The sequence below is a fragment of the Mesorhizobium sp. B3-2-1 genome, assembly GCF_006439515.1.
Taxonomy (GTDB): domain Bacteria; phylum Pseudomonadota; class Alphaproteobacteria; order Rhizobiales; family Rhizobiaceae; genus Mesorhizobium.
In genome coordinates, this window is the sequence record NZ_VFTI01000037.1 from 45,908 (window position 1) to 65,325 (window position 19,418).

The following is a 19,418-nucleotide window of genomic DNA, read 5'->3' on the forward strand; positions in this document are numbered from 1 at the left end:
ATTGGTGCACAGCCGCTCCGCGGAAGGTCGGGTTGCGCGGCGGCATCATTGGTCTAGATTGGTGCGCGCGCAAAGCCAAAAAAGACAGGCCAGCAGGTCAGACATCAGGGAGCACGCCATGGACGCCGCGGTCGATGCGAGCACCAGCCAGTTCGAACTCAACGAGGAACAGCGCGCCATCCAGGAGATGGCGCAGGCCTTCGCCGCAGATCGCGTCGCGCCGAACGCGCTCGACTGGGATCGCAGGAAACACTTCCCCGCCGACGTGATCCGTGAAACCGGACCGCTCGGACTCGGCGGCATCTATATCAGGGACGACGTCGGCGGTTCCGCGCTCGGCCGGCTCGACGCGGTGTTGATCTTCGAAGCGCTGTCACATGCCGATCCGGCCTTTTCTTCCTTCATCTCGATCCACAACATGGTGGCTTCGATGATCGACCGTTTCGGCAATGAAGAACAACGCCAGCGCTTCCTGCCGAAGCTCACCTCCATGGAATGGCTGGCGAGCTATTGCCTGACCGAGCCGGGTTCCGGCTCCGATGCCGCCGCATTGAAGACGCGCGCGGTGAAGAGCGGCGGCGACTATGTTCTCAACGGCGCCAAGCAGTTCATCTCCGGCGCCGGCGACAGCGATGTCTACGCCGTCATGGTGCGCACCGGCGCCGACGGCCCGAAAGGCATCTCCACCATCGTCGTGCCCAAGGATGCGCCCGGCCTCTCCTTTGGCGCCAACGAGCACAAGATGGGCTGGCACATGCAGTCAACCCGCCAGGTCATCTTCGAGGATTGCAAGGTGCCGGCGGAAAACCTCCTGTCGGGCGAAGGCGCCGGCTTCGGCATCGCCATGGCCGGGCTCGACGGGGGCCGCCTGAACATCGCCGCCTGTTCGCTGGGCGGTGCGCAGTCGGCGCTCGACAAGGCCCTGTCTTATACGGCCGAACGCAAGGCCTTCGGCTCGAAGATCAACCAGTTCCAGGCGCTGCAGTTCAGGCTGGCCGACATGGAGACAGAGTTGCAGGCCGCGCGCATCTTCCTTTATGCGGCGGCCTCGAAGCTCGATCGCAAGGCGCCGGACGCCGGCAAATGGTCGGCGATGGCCAAGCGCTTCGTCACCGACACCGGCTTCAACGTCGCCAACGATGCGCTGCAATTGCTCGGCGGCTACGGCTATCTGCATGATTACGGCATCGAGAAGCTGGTGCGCGATCTGCGCGTCCACCAGATTCTCGAAGGCACCAACGAGATTATGCGCGTCATCATCGCGCGCGCACTGATAGGACGGTAAAGGCTGTAGGCAGTAGGCAGATGACCGGCACGATCAATTCGTACAAGGATCTTATCGTATGGCAGCAGGCGATGGATCTGGCCGTCGCGACATACGCCTTGACTAAAGCATGGCCTAAAGAGGAATTGTATGGCCTGACCAGCCAAATCCGCCGCTCTGCAACCTCTATTCCTGCAAACATTGCAGAAGGCTATGGCCGGGACAATCGAGGCTCATATCAGCAATTTCTCAGGATCGCCCAAGGCTCCCTGAAGGAGTTTGAGACCCACCTCCAGATCGCCGAGCGCATCGGTCTTGCCACGCAAGATCAAGCTGACCGCATGCTGTTAGCAACCGAGGGCATCGGAAAAATGCTTCGCCAACTCATCAGCAAACTTGCGCCGGAATAGATTGCCTACTGCCTACTGCCTACTTACCCAATCACGGAGCGCCACTATGACCACCATCGCCTTCATCGGCCTCGGTAACATGGGCAACCCAATGGCCGCCAACCTGGTCAAGGCGGGACATGTCGTGCATGGCTTCGACCTGATCCCGGAGAACCTCACCGTCGCGCGCGAACACGGTGTCGTCGTCATGGCCAACGCGACCGCCGCGACAAAGGACGCCGATGTGGTGATCACCATGCTGCCCGCCGGCAAGCACGTGCTGTCGGTCTATGAGGATATCGCTCCCAAGGCGAAGAAGAATGCCTTGTTCATCGATTCCTCGACCATCGACGTGGACTCCGCCCGCAAGGCGCATGCCATCGCAGCGAAGCAAGGCCTGCTCTCGATCGATGCGCCGGTTTCCGGTGGCACCGGTGGCGCCACGGCCGGCACATTGACCTTCATGGCCGGGGGCTCCGAAAACGCCTTCGCCGCCGCCGAGCCGGTCCTGAAGCCGATGGCCGGCCGCATCGTCCATTGCGGCGGTGACGGCGCCGGCCAGGCCGCCAAGATCTGCAACAACATGATCCTCGGCATTTCGATGATCGGCGTCGCCGAGGCTTTCGTACTGGCGGAAAAACTCGGCCTGTCGCATCAGGCGCTGTTCGACGTCGCCTCGACATCTTCGGGCCAGTGCTGGTCGCTGACCACCTATTGCCCGGTGCCCGGCCCGGTGCCCACTTCGCCCGCCAACAGGGATTACAAGCCGGGATTTGCGGCGGCTCTTATGCTGAAGGACCTGAAATTGTCCCAGGAAGCAGCGGTTGGCGCGGGCGCGGTGACGCCGCTCGGCGCCGAAGCGGCGCAGCTCTATGCCTTGTTCAACGCCCAGGGCCATGGCGGCGCCGATTTCTCCGGTATAATTAATTTTCTGCGCGGCAATTCAGCGTAAACAGCGGATTCGATGGAGTTTTTTCGGACCTTCCCAGAGAGAGCACCGTAAATTTAGATTTGCTTAAGTTCTCGATAACTCCGCGGTAACGATGTCTCTATAAAACGGATTGCGAGGCGGACATATCGCATCCGCCCGGCGCTCCGGATCAGGTCTCGCGTACCGGAGCCCGTAAGTTTCGCAAGTGTCTTCGTAGCGAAACGCCATGCGTATCTGGCAAAGCCGCGTTCCCGATGGGGCGCGGTTTTTGCATTCCGGCCCCTTTATCATCCACGGTCCGTCTATATTCCGATCGCCGCACCCGGGATCGGCACGTGATCTTCATTGGTCAGCACGATCGGTGCATCGACGCCATCCACGCGGACCACGAGCAGGCGCGTGCTCCAAGTGCCAGCATTGCGAACCAGATGAGAAAACACGGTGCCTTTGCCCTTGGCGCCGTGGACGGGAATGCTGAATTGGGCGTCGCCCGCGCCATTCGCATTGACGTTGAGGTGGCCTCCGACCCAGAAATTGTTGGTCACATCGTCGCCGATGGCGGCCTTCACCCGGGTATCGGCGCGGACGGCGTCCATGGTCATGCGGAAGGCGTCGCTGCCTTTGAGCACGAAAGGGATGCTGCCGACCATCGTCGCACAGCCGCCGATGCTGACCACCCAGACGGCAAGGCCGGCGATCGCCCAGTTGCGCTGCGTCTTGCGGAACTGCTCGGCGTCGCGCCAGGCACGATTCCGCCAAGCCCAGCGGCTGCCGCGCGCGCCGAGCACGATGATCATGATGAGGTTGACGACGGGGATCAGCGCCAGCAGCGCGATGAAGGTGCTGTTGCCAATGCCCCAAATCCAGTTGAGGAAGAAGGCGCCCCAGTTCCAGCGATCGAGTTCGGCTGGAATTTCAGCCGGCTGGTTGAGCGGTTGTCCGGCCATGTTGTTCCCCATCGGTGCGTATGCCGATTGGTTCTAGCGCATGACTTCGTCGATGCGCAAAGAAGTTCCGCAGCGTCCGCTTCAAGCCTTTGTCAAAGCCGGCGAAAATTCGCCTTCACCGCGCGGCTGGCCGGTTCGCCGAAGGCGAAATTCGTTCCCGGCCACGACGCATACTTCCAGGAATTGGGCGTTTCTTCGTAGAAACGCCCAATCGAGATTTGCTCTTACCGCCTGCGCAGGTCCGCCTGCGCCAGGTCGAGCGCCTTGCCGATGCGCTCGCAGGCCATGTCGATGGTGTCGCGGGTCCAGATCAGCGGCGGCGACAGGATCATCGTGTCGCCGGTGGCGCGCAGCATCATGCCGTTGGCGATCGCATGATCGCGCACCGTCACCGCGGCACTCCCCGACGGCAGGAAGCGCTCCTTCGTCGCCTTGTCCTTGACGATCTCGATGGCACCCATCAGGCCGATCGACCGCACCTCGCCGACCAGGTCATGCCCGGCAATACGCTCCTGCAAAGCCCTGGCGAAATAGGGTCCGGTGTCGTTCCTGACGCGATCGACCAAGCCTTCCTGTTCGATGATCTCGAGGTTCTTCAGCGCCACGGCACAGGCCACGGGGTGCCCCGAATAGGTGTAGCCATGGTTGAACTCGCCGCCCTTCTCGACCAGCGTCGAGGCAATGCGGTCGCCAACCAGCAGCGCCGACAGGGGCTGATAGCCCGATGTCAGCGCCTTGGCCGTGGTGATGGTGTCCGCTTCGATGCCGAAGGTCTGGGCTGCGAACCATTCGCCGGTACGGCCATAGCCGGTGATGACCTCGTCCAGCATCAAAAGCACATCGTATTTGCGGCAGATGCGCTGCACTTCGGGCCAGTAGCTCGCCGGCGGGATCTTGACGCCGCCCGCGCCCATCACCGGCTCGCCGATGAAAGCCGCGACCTTGTCGGCGCCGGCCTCGAGGATGGCATCCTCGACGGACTTTGCCGCGCGCAGGCCGAAATCGTGGTCGCTTTCGCCAGGCAGCGCCAGCTCATAGGCATAGGGCATCATCACATGGACGATGTTGGGCACCGCGCCGTTGAGCTGCTTGTGCATGGCATCCATGCCGCCGAGCGAAGTGCCGGCGATGGTCGAGCCGTGATAGGCCATCTTGCGCGAGATGACGCGGTTCTTCTCCGGCTTGCCTTCCAGCACCCAATAGTGGCGCACGAGGCGCAACGCGGTGTCGTTGGCCTCCGAACCGGACGAGCCATAAAACACCTGATTGACGTTGTGTGGCGCGATCTCGGCCAGCTTCTTCGACAACAGCACCGGCGTCGGCGTCGAACATTTGAAGAAGGAATTGTAGTAAGGCAGCTCCTTCATCTGGGCATAGGCGGCCTCGGCCAGTTCGTCACGGCCGTAGCCGATATTGACGCACCACAGGCCGGCCATGCCGTCCAGCAGTTCCGTCCCTTCGGAATCGTAGATGAACGGACCCTTGGCGTGGGTGATGACGCGCGCGCCTGCCTCACGCAGCTCCTTGTGGTCGGTGAAGGGATGGAGATGATGCGCGGCGTCGATCTGCTGAAGCTGCTTCAGCGAATAGTTCTGATAGGTCATGTCTGATCTTTCCTCTGAAATCATTCCGGCGGTGCCGGGGCGAATTCGTCAGAGGACGACAGGTGGCGAATAGCCGATGCGGGCGCACAGCCGCAAAAGCTCGGCGCGCAGCGTGCGTGACGACGGTGTCACCGCGACGCGGAATGCGCGAGCTGATAATCTAGCGAGAGCCATGAAGGGCACCTTAGAGCAAAGGATGGTCGAGGAGAACTACCCTTTGCTCTAGTGGTGCCATGGAATGAGGTCAGGCTTCGCCGCTCAACGCCCGCTGCAGGAACACATACTTCATCGCGGTCTGCGCTGCCTGCGGCCGGCGGTCGCCGCGCCCGCCATGTCCGCCTTCAGTCTCCTCGAAGAACAGCGTCTTGCCGTGTCCTGCGTCCTGCAGGCGGGCGGCCATCTTGCGCGCATGGCCCGGATGGACCCGGTCGTCCGCGGTCGAGGTGGTCAGCAGTACCGGGGGATAGACGGCATCCGCCTTGACATGTTGATAGGGCGAATAGGCGGAAAGCCATTTGACGTCTTCCGGGTTTGACGGATCGCCATATTCGGCCATCCACGAAGCGCCCGGCGGCAGTTCGGTGTAGCGCAGCATGTCGAGCAGCGGCACCTCGATGATGACTGCGCCGAAAAGCTCGGGATGCTGCGTCAGGGAAGCGCCGGTCAGCAGGCCGCCATTGGAGCCGCCCTGGATGCCAAGCGATTGAGGCGTTGCGATGCCACGCCTGACGACATCCTCAGCCACCGCGGCAAAGTCGTCGAAGCCGTTCTGGCGCTTGCCTTTCAGCGCCGCCTGGTGCCAGGCCGGGCCGAACTCGCCACCGCCGCGAATACAGGCCTGCACATAGGCATTGCCTTTCTCCAGCCACAGCCTGCCGCGCACGCCGGCATAGCCGGGCAACAGCGGCACTTCGAAGCCGCCATAGCCGTAGAGCAGCGTCGGCACCGGCCCGTTCTGGTCGCGCCGCCTGACGACGAAGTAAGGGATCATCGTGCCGTCCTTCGAGCGTGCCTCGAACTGTTCCGAGATAAGCGGCGAGGCATCGAAGCGGGCCGGCTGCGACTTCACCGTGGCAAGCGTCTCGCCATCGTCATCGGACCAGATGATCGAACTGGGCGTCAGGAAATCGGTGAAGGAAAAGGAGACGGTGGAGCCGAAATGCTCGGCATGGCTGATGCCGACCGTGCCGTTTTCGGGCAGCGCAACAGGTTTCAGCGACCAGGCGTCATCCTTACGCTCGCAAACGAGAACCTTGCCGCGGACATTGTCCATCAGGTTGATGAACAGGCGGTCCTGCGTGCGGCTGATACCGGCGATCGAGACGCGATATGCCGGCGCCAGCAACGTTTCGATCGGGCCAAAACTGCCGGTTTCGATCCAATACGCGAAATCGATCGAATAAAGCCCGTCCGGCTGGCACGCGGTGCCGTCCGGCGCCATCCATGGGGTACGCACCCCGAACACCAGTTGATCCCTAAAGAGCGCGGTGTCAGTGACGTCGTCGGGCAGCGGGATCCGGCGGTTCTCGCCCGAAGGCAGGCGCAGGAAACTGTGCGATGCGAAGAAGTTGAGTGTCCGCGCCAGAAACAGGTGACGCTTCTCGCCGTCGAACTCGACCCCGGCGCCCACGGCAAGATCCTCTGTCTTTCCCTCGAAGATCGGGGTCGCCTCTTCCAGCTTGGTGCCGCGCTTCCAGAGCTTGACCACGCGCGGATATCCGGACTCGGTCTTGTCGGCCTCTTCGAATGCGGCCGAGACGATGACCGTATCCTCGTCCAGCCAGCCAAAGCCCGATTTCGAGGCCGGCGCCTGAAAACCGCCTTCCACGAAGGACTTGGCCGCGATGTCGAACTCGCGCATCGCGCTGGCGTCACCGCCATCGGGCGACATCGAGACCAGGCAGAGGTTGAAATCGGGGTAAAGCCTGACAGCGCCGCCGAACACCCACTTTATCCCCTCCTTCGCCGCCAGTTGATCGAAGTCGATGATCGTTTCCCAGTCAGGCTTGTCGGTCTTGTAGGAAGCGACCGTCGTGCGCCGCCACAGGCCGAGCGCATTGGTCTTGTCCTGCCAGAAATTGTAGACATGGCCCGCGATTGCCGCGCCAACCGCGATATTGTCCTCCGCAGTCATCAGGTCGAGCGCCGTCTGGAACGACGCCTGGTAGGATGGATCGCCCTGCAATTCCGCCACCGTGAACTCGTTCTGGCTATGAACCCAGTCGAGCGACTGTTTGCTGGTCCTGTCTTCCAGCCAGAGGAAGGGATCGCCGGCCTTCTGATAAGGCTGAGCTTTGGTCGTCGAAGAGATCATGCAGGTCTCCGGGGGATTCTGGGCGGCTTTGCCTACATCGCCTTGGCGGCGCCGACATTCAAGATGCAATATGGTCTTTTGCGGTCCGCGTCACGTTGCTTCACAGAACCCGCCGGCGGATGATCGTCGCCAGCGCCAGCATAGCGCAGATCGCACCCAGCGTGGCCGGCAGGCCGCCCGCGCCGAGCACATCCATCACGCCGCCGGTAAGCGGCGGGACCAGAATGCCGCCGACGCCCCACATCAGGGAGAATGCCGCATTGCCGGCGACCAGCGCCGAGCCGGCAAAGCGCTCGCCAAGCTCGATGATCGACATCGTGTAGATGCCGTAGGACACAGCGCCCCAGACGAAGACGCAGGGCCAGACCAGCGGGGTTTCGATCAGCACCGGCAACAGCGCACAGCCGAACAGCGTCAGCAAGACGCAGAGGAAGCGCACCAGGCGGGCCGTCAGCCGCTCGGCCAGCAGGCCAAGCGGCACCTGCATGGCAATGTTGCCGGCGATCATGACCGAAAGCAGCGCGGACATGCGAGCCTCCGCGATGCCATGATGCGTGCCATAGACAGGCAGCAGCGCCAGCACCGCCTGTTCGAAGCCGGCGGCCACGATTACCGCCGACAGAAGCAGCCAGGCGAGCGGCATGAAACCCATCACCGAAACCTGATGCCCGGCCTCGTCCACCCTGGGCAGCCGCGGCAGAACCAACGCCAGGCAGAAGCCGCAGAGCACGAAGGCGCCAATGCCGAGAAGGAACGGCGGCCAGCCTTCCGTGCCGACGGCAAGCAGGCAAAGCGGGCCGGTCGCGAAGCCGGCGGAAATGATCGTCGAATAGAGACCCATGATGCGGCCGCGCCGGGCCGGCGGTGCCAGCGCGATCACCCAGATTTCGCTGAGCACATAGAGCGGATTGGTCACCACGCCGATCAGGAAGCGCAGCGGAAACCAGAGATAGACATTCTGCGTCCAGCCGATCAGCGCCAGCACGACAGCCGAAAGCACCGCGCAAGTGAGCGCCGTGCGCCCTGCCCCGAACCGGCGCGCCAGGCCGGGTATCAGCGGCGATGACAGGATGAAGCCGACAGCGGTCATTGCGGCCGACAGGCCGATCATCGCTGGCGAGACACCCTGGCGCTGCAGGATGAAGCTCAGCAGCGGATAGGACAGCCCCTGCGCGATGGCGAACACGGACACGGTGGCGATCACACCGGTGATCGCTGCCCACTGCATCGTCTCGTCGCTTCTCGTGTCCACCAAGTCCATATCCATGATGCCGTCGCGGTTGCAGACTTAGCGGTTCGTTCCAATGGCGGTAAGCCTTGCAGCCCGAACGACGCTCGGCTCCAGCCAAACCCTGTCAGGAGCCTCTGCGGCTGGCTGATTTATGGAGCGCGAAGACGACCAGCAAAGCGTCGAGGGCGACGATCACGGTGCCGGCGGCCTCCCTGCCGACAGGCGTTACTGGCTACGTGCTCGATCAGGGGAAAGAAAGGGCCGGCGAGGAAGATCCGCTTGCGCCAACGGATGAATGATCAAGGCGGATGTCGTGGCCACGCAGCTGCCGTTCGGACATGTCGCTTCCCTCGCCCTAGTGGTCGCCGCCTCCGCAATGGCCGGACGGGCGCCGGTCCATTATGCCGCCCGTTATCGCATCCTACGAGGACCATCATGACCGCCGTCCTACAACCCTCAGAACCGGCTTTGGCACCCGACCGTGCCCGCCGTGGCGGTCGCGCCGGAAAGCGTGCCGGTGGCTCGGCCGCGTTCGAACAGCCGGCCTTCCGCCAGCTGAAAAATCCCCTGACGCCGACCAAGCTGGTTTCCGAGGACGAGCTGGAATCGATCCACCTCGCCTCCTTGCGCGTGCTCAGGGAAATCGGTGTCGATGTGCTGCACGACGAAGCCCGCCGCATCATGAAGGCGAATGGCGCCGATGTGCGCGAGGGCTCGGAGCGCGTGCGCTTCGACAGCGACATGATCCTGGAGCTGGTGTCGAACTGCCCGTCCGAATTCACCATCCATGCCCGCAACCCCGCGCACAATGTGCGCTTCGGCGGCGACAATCTGATCATCTCGATGATGGCCTCGGCCCCCAATTGCTCCGACATCGATCGCGGCCGGCGGCCAGGCAACCAGCAGGACTATCGCAATTTCCTGCGCCTGGCCCAGATGCACAACATCCTGAATTGCACCGGCGGCTATCCGGTCGAGCCGACCGACATCCACCCGTCGGTCCGCCATCTCGAATGCATCCGCGACCTCGCAACGCTGACCGACAAGGTGTTCCACATCTATTCGCTCGGCAAGGAGCGCAATGTCGACGGCATCGAGATCACCCGCATCGCGCGCGGCATCAGCCACGAGCAGTTGCTCGAGGAGCCGTCCGTCTTCACCATCATCAACACCAATTCACCGCTCAAGCTCGACGTGCCGATGATGGAAGGCATCATCCAGATGTCGAGCAAGGGCCAGGTCGTCATCGTCACGCCCTTCACCCTGTCTGGGGCGATGGCGCCCGTCACCATCGCCGGCGCGCTGGTGCAGCAGAATGCCGAGGCGCTGTCCGGCATCGCCTTCGCCCAGATGGTGCGCAAGGGTGCACCGGTCGGCTATGGCGGCTTCACCTCCAATGTCGACATGAAGTCCGGTTCACCGGCTTTCGGCACGCCCGAATACATGAAGGCGCAGCTCGTCGGCGGCCAGCTTGCCCGCCGCTACAACATCCCATACCGCACCTCGAACACCTGCGCCGCCAACACGGTCGACGCGCAGGCCGCCTATGAAAGCGTGTTCTCGCTGTGGGGCGCCATCCAGGGCGGCGGCAATCTGATGATGCATGCCGCCGGCTGGCTCGAAGGCGGCCTGCGCTGCTCCTACGAGAAGACCATTCTGGATATCGACCTGTTGCAGATGGTGGCCGAATTCCTGACCCCGCTCGACCTCTCCGAAGAGGCGCTTGGCTTCGACGCCATCCAGTCGGTCGGCCCCGGTGGCCACTTCTTCGGCACCCAGCACACGCAGGACCGCTACAAGACCGCCTTCTATTCGCCGATCCTGTCCGACTGGCGCAATTTCGAGACCTGGGCCGAAGCCGGCTCGCCGACGGCGCTGGAAAAGGCCAACAAGGTGTGGAAGGAGCGGCTGGCATCCTATGACGAGCCTTACATGGACCCTGCCATCCGCGAGGAACTCAACGCCTTCGTTCAGAAGCGCACCGCCGAAGGCGGCGCACCGACGGACTTCTAGACGGACCACCTTCCAGGGGCTGTTCAGCTTCGCTGCGAAGCGTGCCGCACGGGCCTGTAAAATATCTGATTCAGTTTACACGAAAACGGACCTATCTTCATGAAATCCCATTTAAAAGCGGTTGTCATCGGCGGCGGCGTCGTCGGCTGCTCGGTGCTCTATCATCTGGCCAAGGCCGGCTGGACCGACGTCATGCTGATCGAGCGCTCTGAGCTAACCTCGGGCTCGTCCTGGCACGCGGCCGGTGGCTTCCATACGCTGAACGGCGATCCGAACGTCGCCAAGCTGCAGGCCTACACGGTGCAACTGTACAAAGAGATCGAGGAGATTTCGGGCCAGTCCTGTTCGCTGCACCTGACCGGCGGGGTGATGTTGGCCGATACGCCCGAGCGCATGGATTTTCTGCGCCTTGCCCACGCCAAGGGCCGCTATCTCGGCATGGACACCGAACTGATCACGCCATCCGAAGCCAAGGCGATGTTCCCGCTGATGGACGAGACCAATTTCGTCGGCGCCATGTGGGATCCGGTCGAAGGCCATCTCGACCCCTCCGGCACCACCATCGCCTATTCCAAGGCGGCGAAAAAACTCGGCGCCGAAATCGTGCTGCGCAACCGCGTGGTCGACCTGACGCAGCAGCCGGACGGCACCTGGAACGTCGTCACCGAACAAGGCACGGTCCACGCCGAGCATGTCGTCAACTGCGGCGGCCTGTGGGCGCGCGAGATCGGCCGCATGGTCGGCGTCGAGTTGCCGGTGCTGGCCATGGAGCACATGTATCTCTTGACCGAACCGATGCCGGAGGTCGAGGAGTTCAACAAGTCGACCGGCCGCGAGATGATCGGCGTGCTCGACTTCAAGGGCGAGATCTACACCCGCCAGGAGCGCAACGGCATCCTGCTCGGCACCTATGAAAAGGCCTGCAAGCCGTGGTCGCCGGTCAACACGCCGTGGGATTTCGGCCATGAACTGCTGCCGCCCGACCTCGACCGCATCGCGCCGTCGCTGGAAATCGGCTTCAAGCACTTCCCCGGCATCGAGAAGGCCGGCATCAAGCAGATCATCAACGGCCCCTTCACCTTCGCGCTCGACGGCAACCCGCTGGTCGGTCCGGTGCAGGGCCTGACCAATTTCTGGTGTGCCTGCGCCGTGATGGCCGGTTTCAGCCAGGGCGGCGGGGTCGGCCTCGCTCTGTCCAACTGGATGGTCCACGGCGATCCGGGTTTCGACGTCTGGGGCATGGATGTCGCCCGCTTCGGCGAGTGGGCCGGCCTGCGCTACACCAACGCCAAGGTGCGCGAAAATTATTCGCGCCGCTTCTCGATCCGCTTCCCCAACGAGGAACTGCCGGCCGCCCGCCCAGCGCAGACGACGCCGCTCTACGACACCATGCTCGCCAACAACGCCGTCATGGGCGACTCGTGGGGCCTCGAAACCCCGCTCTGGTTCGCGCCAAAGGGCAAGGAGCCGAAGGACGTCGTCTCCTTTCACCGCTCCAACGATTTTGGGCCGATCGGCGAGGAAGTGCGGGCCACGCGCGAGCGTGTCGGCGTCACCGAGATCGCCAACTTCGCCAAATACGAAGTGTCGGGACCGGGTGCGGAAGAGTTCCTCAACCGGCTTATGACCAACCGCATGCCGAAGACCGGCCGTATCGTGCTGACGCCGATGATCAACGAGTTCGGCAAACTGATCGGCGACTTCACCATCGCCAAGCCCGGCGAAGACCGCTTTATGATCTGGGGCTCGTCGGCCGCGCAGAAGTATCACATGCGCTGGTTCGAAAGGCACCTGCCCAAGGACGGTTCGGTCCGCATCCACCGCTTCGACCAGACGCTGGTCGGCCTCTCGATCGCCGGTCCGAAGTCGCGTGACCTCCTACAGAAGCTGGTCGATGTCGACATCTCGACCAAGGCTTTCCGCTTCATGGATTTCCGCGAAATGGCGGTCGGCGGCGCGCCATGCCTGGTCAATCGCATCACCTACACCGGTGACCTCGGCTACGAGATATGGATGGCGCCGGCCTATGAGCGCCTTGTCTATCATCAGATCAAGGATGCCGGCGAGGAATTCGGCATCGTCGATTTCGGCATGCGCGCCTTGCTGTCGATGCGCTTGGAAAAGAATTTTCCGACCTGGTTCCGCGAGCTGCGGCCGATCTACGGCCCGTTCGAAGGTTCGATGGACCGCTTCATCAAGCTCGAGAAGAACGATTTCATCGGCCGTGGCGCCGCCGCCAAGGAACAGGCGGAAGGGCCAAAACTGCGCCGCGTCTCCTTCATCGTTGACGCAGCGGACGCCGACGTGATGGGCGACGAACCGATCTGGGCCAAGGTCAGCAAGGATTACGGCACGGTGGAAAAGCCGCATGGCTACGGAGCGCCGCGCTTCGACACATCAGGCAAGGAAATACGCGGCTCGAAGGCCGCCGAAGGCGCGTCCGCCGTGCGCGGCATCGTCGATGGCGACTGGCGCGTTGTCGGCTGGGTGACGTCGGGCGGCTATGCGCATTACGTGCAGAAGTCGATGGCGCAAGGCTATGTGCCGGCAGCCCTCGCCGAGGATGAAAGTGCTGGACTGTTCGAGATCGAGATTCTTGGATCCCGCCGACCCGCCCGCATCAATGTCGAAGCGCCTTTCGACCCAAATGGCGAGAAGATGCGGACCTGAGGTCCGGCCATGGACAGCGAGGCGCCAAAGGGAAGCTTCGGCCGCCATCGCAAGATCACGCCGTTCGAGCCAGGCTCGATCGAGGTGTTGCGCGACGCCTCCCGCGAGAAGGCGGCGTCACTCAACCAGCATGTGCTGGGCTATGGCGTTGTAGCCGAAGCTGAATGGGCCGCGGCGGGTATCGCCGCGCCCGACCTGCCGGCGATGCGAAAATACCGGCTCGAGCGCATCCGCGCCGAGCTGAAGCGCCGCGGCTATGCCGGCGCCCTGCTCTATGACCCCGTCAACATCCGTTATGCGACCGACAGCACCAACATGCAGCTCTGGGTCACGCACAACCCGACGCGGCATTGCTTCGTCGCCACCGAGGGTCCGGTGGTGCTGTTCGACTATTTCTCCTGCGAACACCTGTCCGATCATTCCGGTGTCGTCGACGAAGTGCGGCCGGCAGTGTCGTGGATATATCTCTATGGCGGCGAGCTGACCGAGCAGAAAGTCCGCCGCTGGGCCACCGGCATCGCCGATCTGGTAAGGGAGCACGGCGGCGGCAACAACCGCATCGCCGTCGACCACATCAATCCGGAAGGCGTCGAGGAACTGGCGCGCCTTGGTGTTTCGATCGGCAATGGCGAAGCGGTGATGGAGAACGCCCGCTTGATCAAATCGCCGGACGAAATCCTCGCCATGCGCCGCGCCATTGTCGCTTGCGAGGCTGCGATGGGCGATATGGAACAGGCGCTCAGGCCCGGTATCTCCGAAAACGAATTGTGGGCCGAGCTGCATCGCGGCAACATCGCGCGCGGCGGCGAATGGATCGAGACGCGGCTGCTGACGTCGGGACCGCGCACCAATCCGTGGTTCCAGGAATGCTCGTCGCGGATCATTGTATCAGGCGATCTTGTCGCCTTCGACACCGACCTGATCGGCCCCTACGGCTTCTGCGCGGATCTCTCGCGCACCTGGCTGTGCGGCGATACCAGGCCAACCAACGAACAGCGCGATCTGTTCCGCATCGCAGCCGATCAGATCGAACACAATACGGCATTGATGCAGCCCGGCGTCTCGTTCCGCGACCTCGTCGAGCGCTCAGCGGTGCCGCCAGGCGACTGCTTCCCGACCCGCTACGGCGTACTCTACCACGGCGTTGGACTGGCCGACGAATACCCGACCTTGCCGCATGCCAGCGACTGGACGCCAGACACGCCGGACGGCGTGCTTGAGCCAGGCATGGTGCTGTGCGTGGAAAGCTATATCGGCCGGCTTGGCGGGCGCGAAGGTGTCAAGATCGAGGACCAGATCCTGATCACCGAGACCGGCAACGAAAAACTTTCAACCTACCCGTTGGATGCGAGGCTGCTCGGCTAGGCCGGCAAGGGCTTCGCGCATCGCGCGCACTGTCTTTTCCGGCGTCGTCCCGGCAGTGATGTAAGGCAGGCCTTTGCGCCGTGCCGTCCAGCCGACGATCACGACCTTGCGCGCCGCCGATTCGAAACGCTGCGCCAGCGCCCAGCTTTCGCAGTCGACCGCTGCGACATCCGCCCTGCCTTCGGCGACCGCCACGATCGAGTGGCGATGGCCGCCGCTTTCGCCGCTCGGTGAAAAGCTTTCACCGCTCGATGAAAATATGTCGAGGCTTTCGCCGGCCGCTTCCAGGTCGCGCGTCAGCGCGATGATGCCCGACATGGAATCGAGGCTGTTGAAGGTGAAGCGCCGGCCTCGGATGAGATCGAGCGGCAGCAAGGCCTTGCCGTCGGCGGGCGACCGGACCTCCGGTCCCTCGCCTGCGCGCATAACCAGCGCGCTCGAATAGAGTTCGCCCTGCCCGCCTTCATAGGCGTCGTAGCTTGGCTGGCCGACAACCTGCACATGCCGGGATAGACCAAGTTCCATCGGCCCCCAACAGGTCTGCGCGAACAGCAGCGCCGGATGCAGCCAGAGCTTGTGGAAATCGAGTTCGTCCGGCGGCAGCGTCGCCGGATCCGGAGCGATGAGTTTACCCTCGCCGTCGCGAATGCCGCCCGGCACCGGCGGCAGCTCGCCATTGCGGCGCACGATGGATTGCGGCGCGTCGATACCCTTCCGCCGGAAGGCATCGCGCAACCACGCCCATTGCGCGTCGACCTCGTCGCGCGCTTCGGGCCAGTCATACATCGGCAACGCCGCAATCAATTCACTCATGCCGATATCAAACCACCATGCCCGGAAAAAAGATCGCAAAAACGCGGCGTCCGATCAGAATTGGCCGACACGATATCATGCTATCAGCGGATGTTATTCCTTGGGCGGCTCGGCCGGGACCGGCACCGTGCCGAGCCCATTGATGCTGCGCGCCCTGACGCGCGGCTTGAACGCCCTGCCCGGCTCCGGTGCGCGGCGCAGCACCGGATGCACGATCGGCTCCTTGGCCTTGAAGGCATAGGCTTTGACCAGCGCGAAATAATTCGGATAGGCATAGCCATTGTTCATCCGCAGCCATTCCTCGCGCCGGTCACGAAACAGCTTCGGCAGCTGGTACCAGGCGATGGTCGGGCTCTTGTGATGGACAAAGTGCAGATTGTTGTTGAGGAACAGGAACGATAGGGGCGAGCGCTCGACGATCACCGTGCGGCCTTCCGGATGTTCAGACCACTGATGCTCGGCATAGGTGCGGATCGAGATCAGCGACTGGCCGAGCCACACCGGCACCAGCACATAAAGCCAAACCGGCATGCTGAACCCGAACTGCACGACCGGCAGCACCACGGCAAGGCCGATCGCATGCAGCAGCCAGGCCTTGCGGATCGCCTTGTCTCCGGCGATCGCCTGCTTGGCGTCATCGATGAAGAAGCCGACGCACGACAGCCACGGGCCAAGCACGAGGCGACCGGCCATGGTATTGTTGATCTTCAGCACGAATTTCATCAACGGCGGCAATTCATCGTGATGCCACAGAGCCTTGTAGTAGCTCTCGGGATCGTCCAGCGGATCGGTGAGCCGCTCGTCCGCATGGTGGCGCAGGTGAATGGTCTTGAAGCGGCGGAACGGCCACGCAAGACCGATCGGCAGGAAGACGAAGGCCTCATTGACGACGGCGTTGCGGGTGGGGTGACCATGCAGCACCTCATGCATGATTGAGGACTGCAGAGCCAGCGTAACGGCCATCACGATCAGTGCTGTTAGGGGATAGGATGGCCAGAGGAAGAAGCCGGCGGCGAACCATGTGCCGTAGCAGAAGAAAGCGAGAACCACGGTCGGCCACTCGATGGCCGGTTTGCTGCTTCGACGGATGCCCGTGCCTGGTATCCTTGCCATGCTATCGACCACTGTCCCTCAGTCGCCGGAACCCCAACTGGTTCCTGACAGCATTGTGTCAGGAGACGTGATTCCACTCAACGCGACAAAGTGTACAAAATGTTGCGTCTGCGCATTTTTGGCTGCATATGTTGTACATTGTAAACAATCTTAGGGATTCATTTACGCCTCGGGCGCCTATTCACCTGGCTCCGGCGCAAATTTTTCCTCCAGAAGACGGGAGCAAAGGCATGGACAAGCGCGATCTGTCGACGATCTTCCGGGACCGTCTGAAGCTGCTCCTGACACGGTCCGACCTCAACCAGTCGGCTTTCGCGTCAGCAGTCGGCATCGATCGGTCGGCGCTGTCGCAACTGATGTCGGGCGCCTCGACGCGCCTGCCGCGCGCTGAAACGCTGCTCAACATCGCCGCCGAATTCAAGGTGTCGCTGGACTGGCTGCTCGGTCTCAGCCAGGACGAAGGCGTGACCGGCGAAATCCGCGAGAGCCTCGAGATCGAGGAAGCGCCCGACGGGTTCGACCGCACGCTGCTGGCCAAATGGTTCGCTGAAGCGGCCGGCACCAAGATCCGTTATGTGCCCGCTGGCATTCCCGATCTCCTGCGCACCCACGCGCTCGTCGACTACGAGGCCAACATCACCAACAGGAGCCGCCTGGCGCAGGCCAGCGAAACGCAATACCGCATCGAGTACAACCGGCGGCCGGAAACCGACATGGAAGTCTGCATGCCGCGCCACACGCTGGAGATTTTCGCGCGCGGCCTCGGTGTGTGGGACCGTTTCCCGGCGGCCGACCGCCAGCAGCAGCTTGCCCATATGGCGACGCTGCTCGACGACCTCTATCCGACCTTCCGCCTGTTCCTCTATGACGGCCGCATGCGCTATTCCATCCCGCTTACCATCTTCGGCCCCTATCGCGCCGCCATCTATGTCGGCGACATGTATGTGGTGCTGAACGCCACCCAGCCGGTCCAGGCACTGACCAAGCATTTCGACAATCTGATCCGCGCCGCCGACATCAATCCGCATGAGGCCGCCGCCTTCGCGCGCAATCTGGCGGACATGTCGTTCGCATCAGGTTCTGTTTGAGAGCGCGCCAGGAATGGCTGCGGGTCGTCAACCCGCCTCCATGCGCTTCACGATGCAATTTCATTGACTAGACATAAAGACTTCTTTATATCCTTATCCGAATTCCAGGACACGAAAGCCAATCCGATGACGACGAGCAATCCGATCGATGCGCTGCTGGCCGAAAAGGGTGTGCTGCTGGCCGATGGCGCCACGGGCACCAATTTGTTCGCCATGGGTCTGGAGGCTGGCGAGGCGCCGGAACTACTGAACGAAACCGCGCCCGACACCATCACCCGGCTGCACCAGAATTTCGTCGATGCCGGCGCCGACATCATCTTGACCAACTCCTTCGGCGGCACCCGCCACCGGCTGAAGCTGCACCACGCGCAGGATCGCGTCCATGCGCTGAACAAGCGCGCCGCCGAGATTGCCCGCGCTGTAGCCGACAAGGCCGGCCGCAAGGTGATCGTCGCCGGCTCCGTCGGCCCGACCGGCGAATTGCTGGTGCCACTCGGCGCCATGACCTATGGCGAGGCGGTCGACGCCTTCGCCGAGCAGATCGAGGGTCTCAAGGAAGGCGGCGCCGAAGTCGCCTGGATCGAGACGATGTCGGCGCCCGACGAGATCCGCGCCGCCGCCGAAGCCGCCATCCGCGTCGGCCTCCCCTACACCTATACTGGCTCCTTCGACACCGCCGGCCGTACCATGATGGGACTGCTGCCGAAAGACATCCACGGCGTCGCCGACGGCCTGTCGCAAGCGCCGCTCGGCGTCGGCGCCAATTGCGGCGTCGGTGCCTCAGACATACTGGCCTCGCTGCTCGACATGACCGAGGCGAAGCCGGAGGCGACTGTCATCGTCAAGGGCAATTGCGGCATCCCCGAATTCCGTGGCACCGAGATCCACTATTCCGGCACGCCGGAACTGATGGCCGACTATGTCCGGCTCGCCGTGGATGGCGGGGCCAAAATCATCGGCGGCTGCTGCGGCACCTCGTTCCAGCATCTTGCCGCGATGCGCAAGGCGCTCGACGCCCACACCAAAGCGGATCGTCCGACGGTCGAAAAAATCGTCGAGCGCATCGGCCCGATGCGCAACAAGGTGGCAACCGCAAACACGGCCGAGACCAGCGAAGCCCGCCGCGAGCGGCGGCGCACCCGCGCCTGACGCGATTCCTTTAGCGGTTATTCGCTGTTGTCGGCGTAGCTCGACTGCGCCGACTTGAGATCGACCGCATTGTCGCCGCGCATTGTAGCCAGCGCACCCGATGCGCCGGGATCGGTAATCTGCTCCAGCATGGCGCGGAAGCGGTCGTTGGTCAGCGCCGACATGGCGGTGTGACGCGCCTGCGCGACGTCATCGCTGATGCGTCTGGATTCGGCTGACGGGGCTGATGAAACCGCCGCAGCATCCCGTGTCGGCGGAGTAGAGTTGGCGATGGTTCTGATCTGCAATTCCGGCTCCCTCAAGCCTTAGACATGTCCGGTGTAGCGAGAGGAAATTGCGATCCGGTACCGGAAATGCAGCGCAATTTAACGATCCAGCGCGCTGCCCTAGGATCTGTTGAGATTCAGGTCAGGCCGAGGCGAAAACAGTGACTTTCGAGAACCGGAGCGCAGCGTACTTTAAGTACGTGTTGGGGTGGACGGCCCCCGACGGCATCGCAATGTGCCAGAATGAGGTCGTTGCAGATC

Annotated in this window: 16 protein-coding genes; 8 read left to right on the forward strand and 8 right to left on the reverse strand. The window is 62.9% G+C overall.

The window, feature by feature from the left end; translation table 11 throughout:
- Positions 1 to 118: 118 nt before the first annotated feature.
- From FJW08_RS28210 to mmsB, 3 genes are read left to right on the forward strand one after another with little or no spacing between them, the layout of a single operon-like run.
- Complete coding sequence (locus tag FJW08_RS28210) at positions 119 to 1,285, forward strand: isobutyryl-CoA dehydrogenase (protein ID WP_140813172.1); 1,167 nt, start codon at positions 119 to 121, stop codon at positions 1,283 to 1,285.
- Positions 1,286 to 1,305: 20 nt separating this feature from the next.
- On the forward strand, positions 1,306 to 1,674 hold the full coding sequence (locus FJW08_RS28215; protein ID WP_140813173.1) for a four helix bundle protein: 369 nt from the start codon (positions 1,306 to 1,308) through the stop codon (positions 1,672 to 1,674).
- A gap of 46 nt (positions 1,675 to 1,720) precedes the next feature.
- Positions 1,721 to 2,605, forward strand: a complete 885-nt coding sequence (mmsB, locus tag FJW08_RS28220; RefSeq protein WP_140813174.1) for a 3-hydroxyisobutyrate dehydrogenase — start codon at positions 1,721 to 1,723, stop codon at positions 2,603 to 2,605.
- Between the two features lie 281 nt (positions 2,606 to 2,886).
- On the opposite strand, the gene FJW08_RS28225 is transcribed toward mmsB, so the two are convergent.
- The 5 genes from FJW08_RS28225 to FJW08_RS28245 all read right to left on the reverse strand — a co-directional run bounded on the left by FJW08_RS28225 (position 2,887) and on the right by FJW08_RS28245 (position 8,710).
- A complete protein-coding gene (locus tag FJW08_RS28225) occupies positions 2,887 to 3,531 on the reverse strand; it encodes a cytochrome c oxidase assembly factor Coa1 family protein (protein ID WP_140758266.1) in 645 nt (214 codons plus the stop codon).
- A 224-nt stretch (positions 3,532 to 3,755) separates the two neighbouring features.
- Positions 3,756 to 5,135: an aspartate aminotransferase family protein gene (locus FJW08_RS28230; protein WP_140813175.1), complete on the reverse strand. Its 1,380-nt coding sequence runs from the start codon at positions 5,133 to 5,135 to the stop codon at positions 3,756 to 3,758.
- Between the two features lie 48 nt (positions 5,136 to 5,183).
- On the reverse strand, positions 5,184 to 5,309 hold the full coding sequence (locus FJW08_RS28235) for a capsid protein (RefSeq protein WP_140813176.1): 126 nt from the start codon (positions 5,307 to 5,309) through the stop codon (positions 5,184 to 5,186).
- Between the two features lie 70 nt (positions 5,310 to 5,379).
- Positions 5,380 to 7,449 (reverse strand): prolyl oligopeptidase family protein, encoded by a 2,070-nt coding sequence (locus FJW08_RS28240; RefSeq protein WP_140813177.1) that lies wholly within the window; start codon positions 7,447 to 7,449, stop codon positions 5,380 to 5,382.
- Positions 7,450 to 7,549: 100 nt separating this feature from the next.
- The gene (locus tag FJW08_RS28245) at positions 7,550 to 8,710 is read right to left on the reverse strand and encodes an MFS transporter (RefSeq protein WP_140813188.1); all 1,161 of its coding nucleotides are present in this window, start codon (positions 8,708 to 8,710) and stop codon (positions 7,550 to 7,552) included.
- Positions 8,711 to 9,115: 405 nt separating this feature from the next.
- Here FJW08_RS28245 and FJW08_RS28250 point away from each other — a divergent pair, with 405 nt between their 5' ends.
- The 3 genes from FJW08_RS28250 (at position 9,116) to FJW08_RS28260 (ending at position 14,728) form a co-directional block, all read left to right on the forward strand.
- The gene (locus FJW08_RS28250) at positions 9,116 to 10,693 is read left to right on the forward strand and encodes a trimethylamine methyltransferase family protein (RefSeq protein WP_140813178.1); all 1,578 of its coding nucleotides are present in this window, start codon (positions 9,116 to 9,118) and stop codon (positions 10,691 to 10,693) included.
- Between the two features lie 99 nt (positions 10,694 to 10,792).
- Positions 10,793 to 13,363 (forward strand): FAD-dependent oxidoreductase, encoded by a 2,571-nt coding sequence (locus FJW08_RS28255; RefSeq protein WP_140813179.1) that lies wholly within the window; start codon positions 10,793 to 10,795, stop codon positions 13,361 to 13,363.
- Between the two features lie 9 nt (positions 13,364 to 13,372).
- Entirely contained in the window at positions 13,373 to 14,728 is a 1,356-nt protein-coding gene (locus FJW08_RS28260) for a Xaa-Pro peptidase family protein (protein WP_140813180.1), read from the forward strand.
- Here FJW08_RS28260 and FJW08_RS28265 read toward each other — a convergent pair.
- Together FJW08_RS28265 and FJW08_RS28270 are read right to left on the reverse strand one after the other, a co-directional pair.
- On the reverse strand, positions 14,693 to 15,541 hold the full coding sequence (locus FJW08_RS28265) for a PhnD/SsuA/transferrin family substrate-binding protein (protein WP_140813181.1): 849 nt from the start codon (positions 15,539 to 15,541) through the stop codon (positions 14,693 to 14,695). The genes FJW08_RS28260 and FJW08_RS28265 overlap by 36 nt on opposite strands.
- A gap of 93 nt (positions 15,542 to 15,634) precedes the next feature.
- Complete coding sequence (locus tag FJW08_RS28270; protein ID WP_181183075.1) at positions 15,635 to 16,654, reverse strand: fatty acid desaturase; 1,020 nt, start codon at positions 16,652 to 16,654, stop codon at positions 15,635 to 15,637.
- Positions 16,655 to 16,884: 230 nt separating this feature from the next.
- Between FJW08_RS28270 and FJW08_RS28275 the strand changes: the two genes are divergently transcribed.
- Both FJW08_RS28275 and bmt read left to right on the forward strand, forming a co-directional pair.
- Positions 16,885 to 17,742: a helix-turn-helix transcriptional regulator gene (locus FJW08_RS28275; RefSeq protein ID WP_140813182.1), complete on the forward strand. Its 858-nt coding sequence runs from the start codon at positions 16,885 to 16,887 to the stop codon at positions 17,740 to 17,742.
- 126 nt (positions 17,743 to 17,868) lie between these two features.
- Entirely contained in the window at positions 17,869 to 18,891 is a 1,023-nt protein-coding gene (gene bmt / locus FJW08_RS28280) for a betaine--homocysteine S-methyltransferase (protein ID WP_140813183.1), read from the forward strand.
- 17 nt (positions 18,892 to 18,908) lie between these two features.
- Here the strand turns inward: bmt and FJW08_RS32570 are convergent, their stop codons facing one another.
- Entirely contained in the window at positions 18,909 to 19,178 is a 270-nt protein-coding gene (locus FJW08_RS32570; protein WP_181178492.1) for a hypothetical protein, read from the reverse strand.
- Positions 19,179 to 19,418 lie beyond the last annotated feature (240 nt).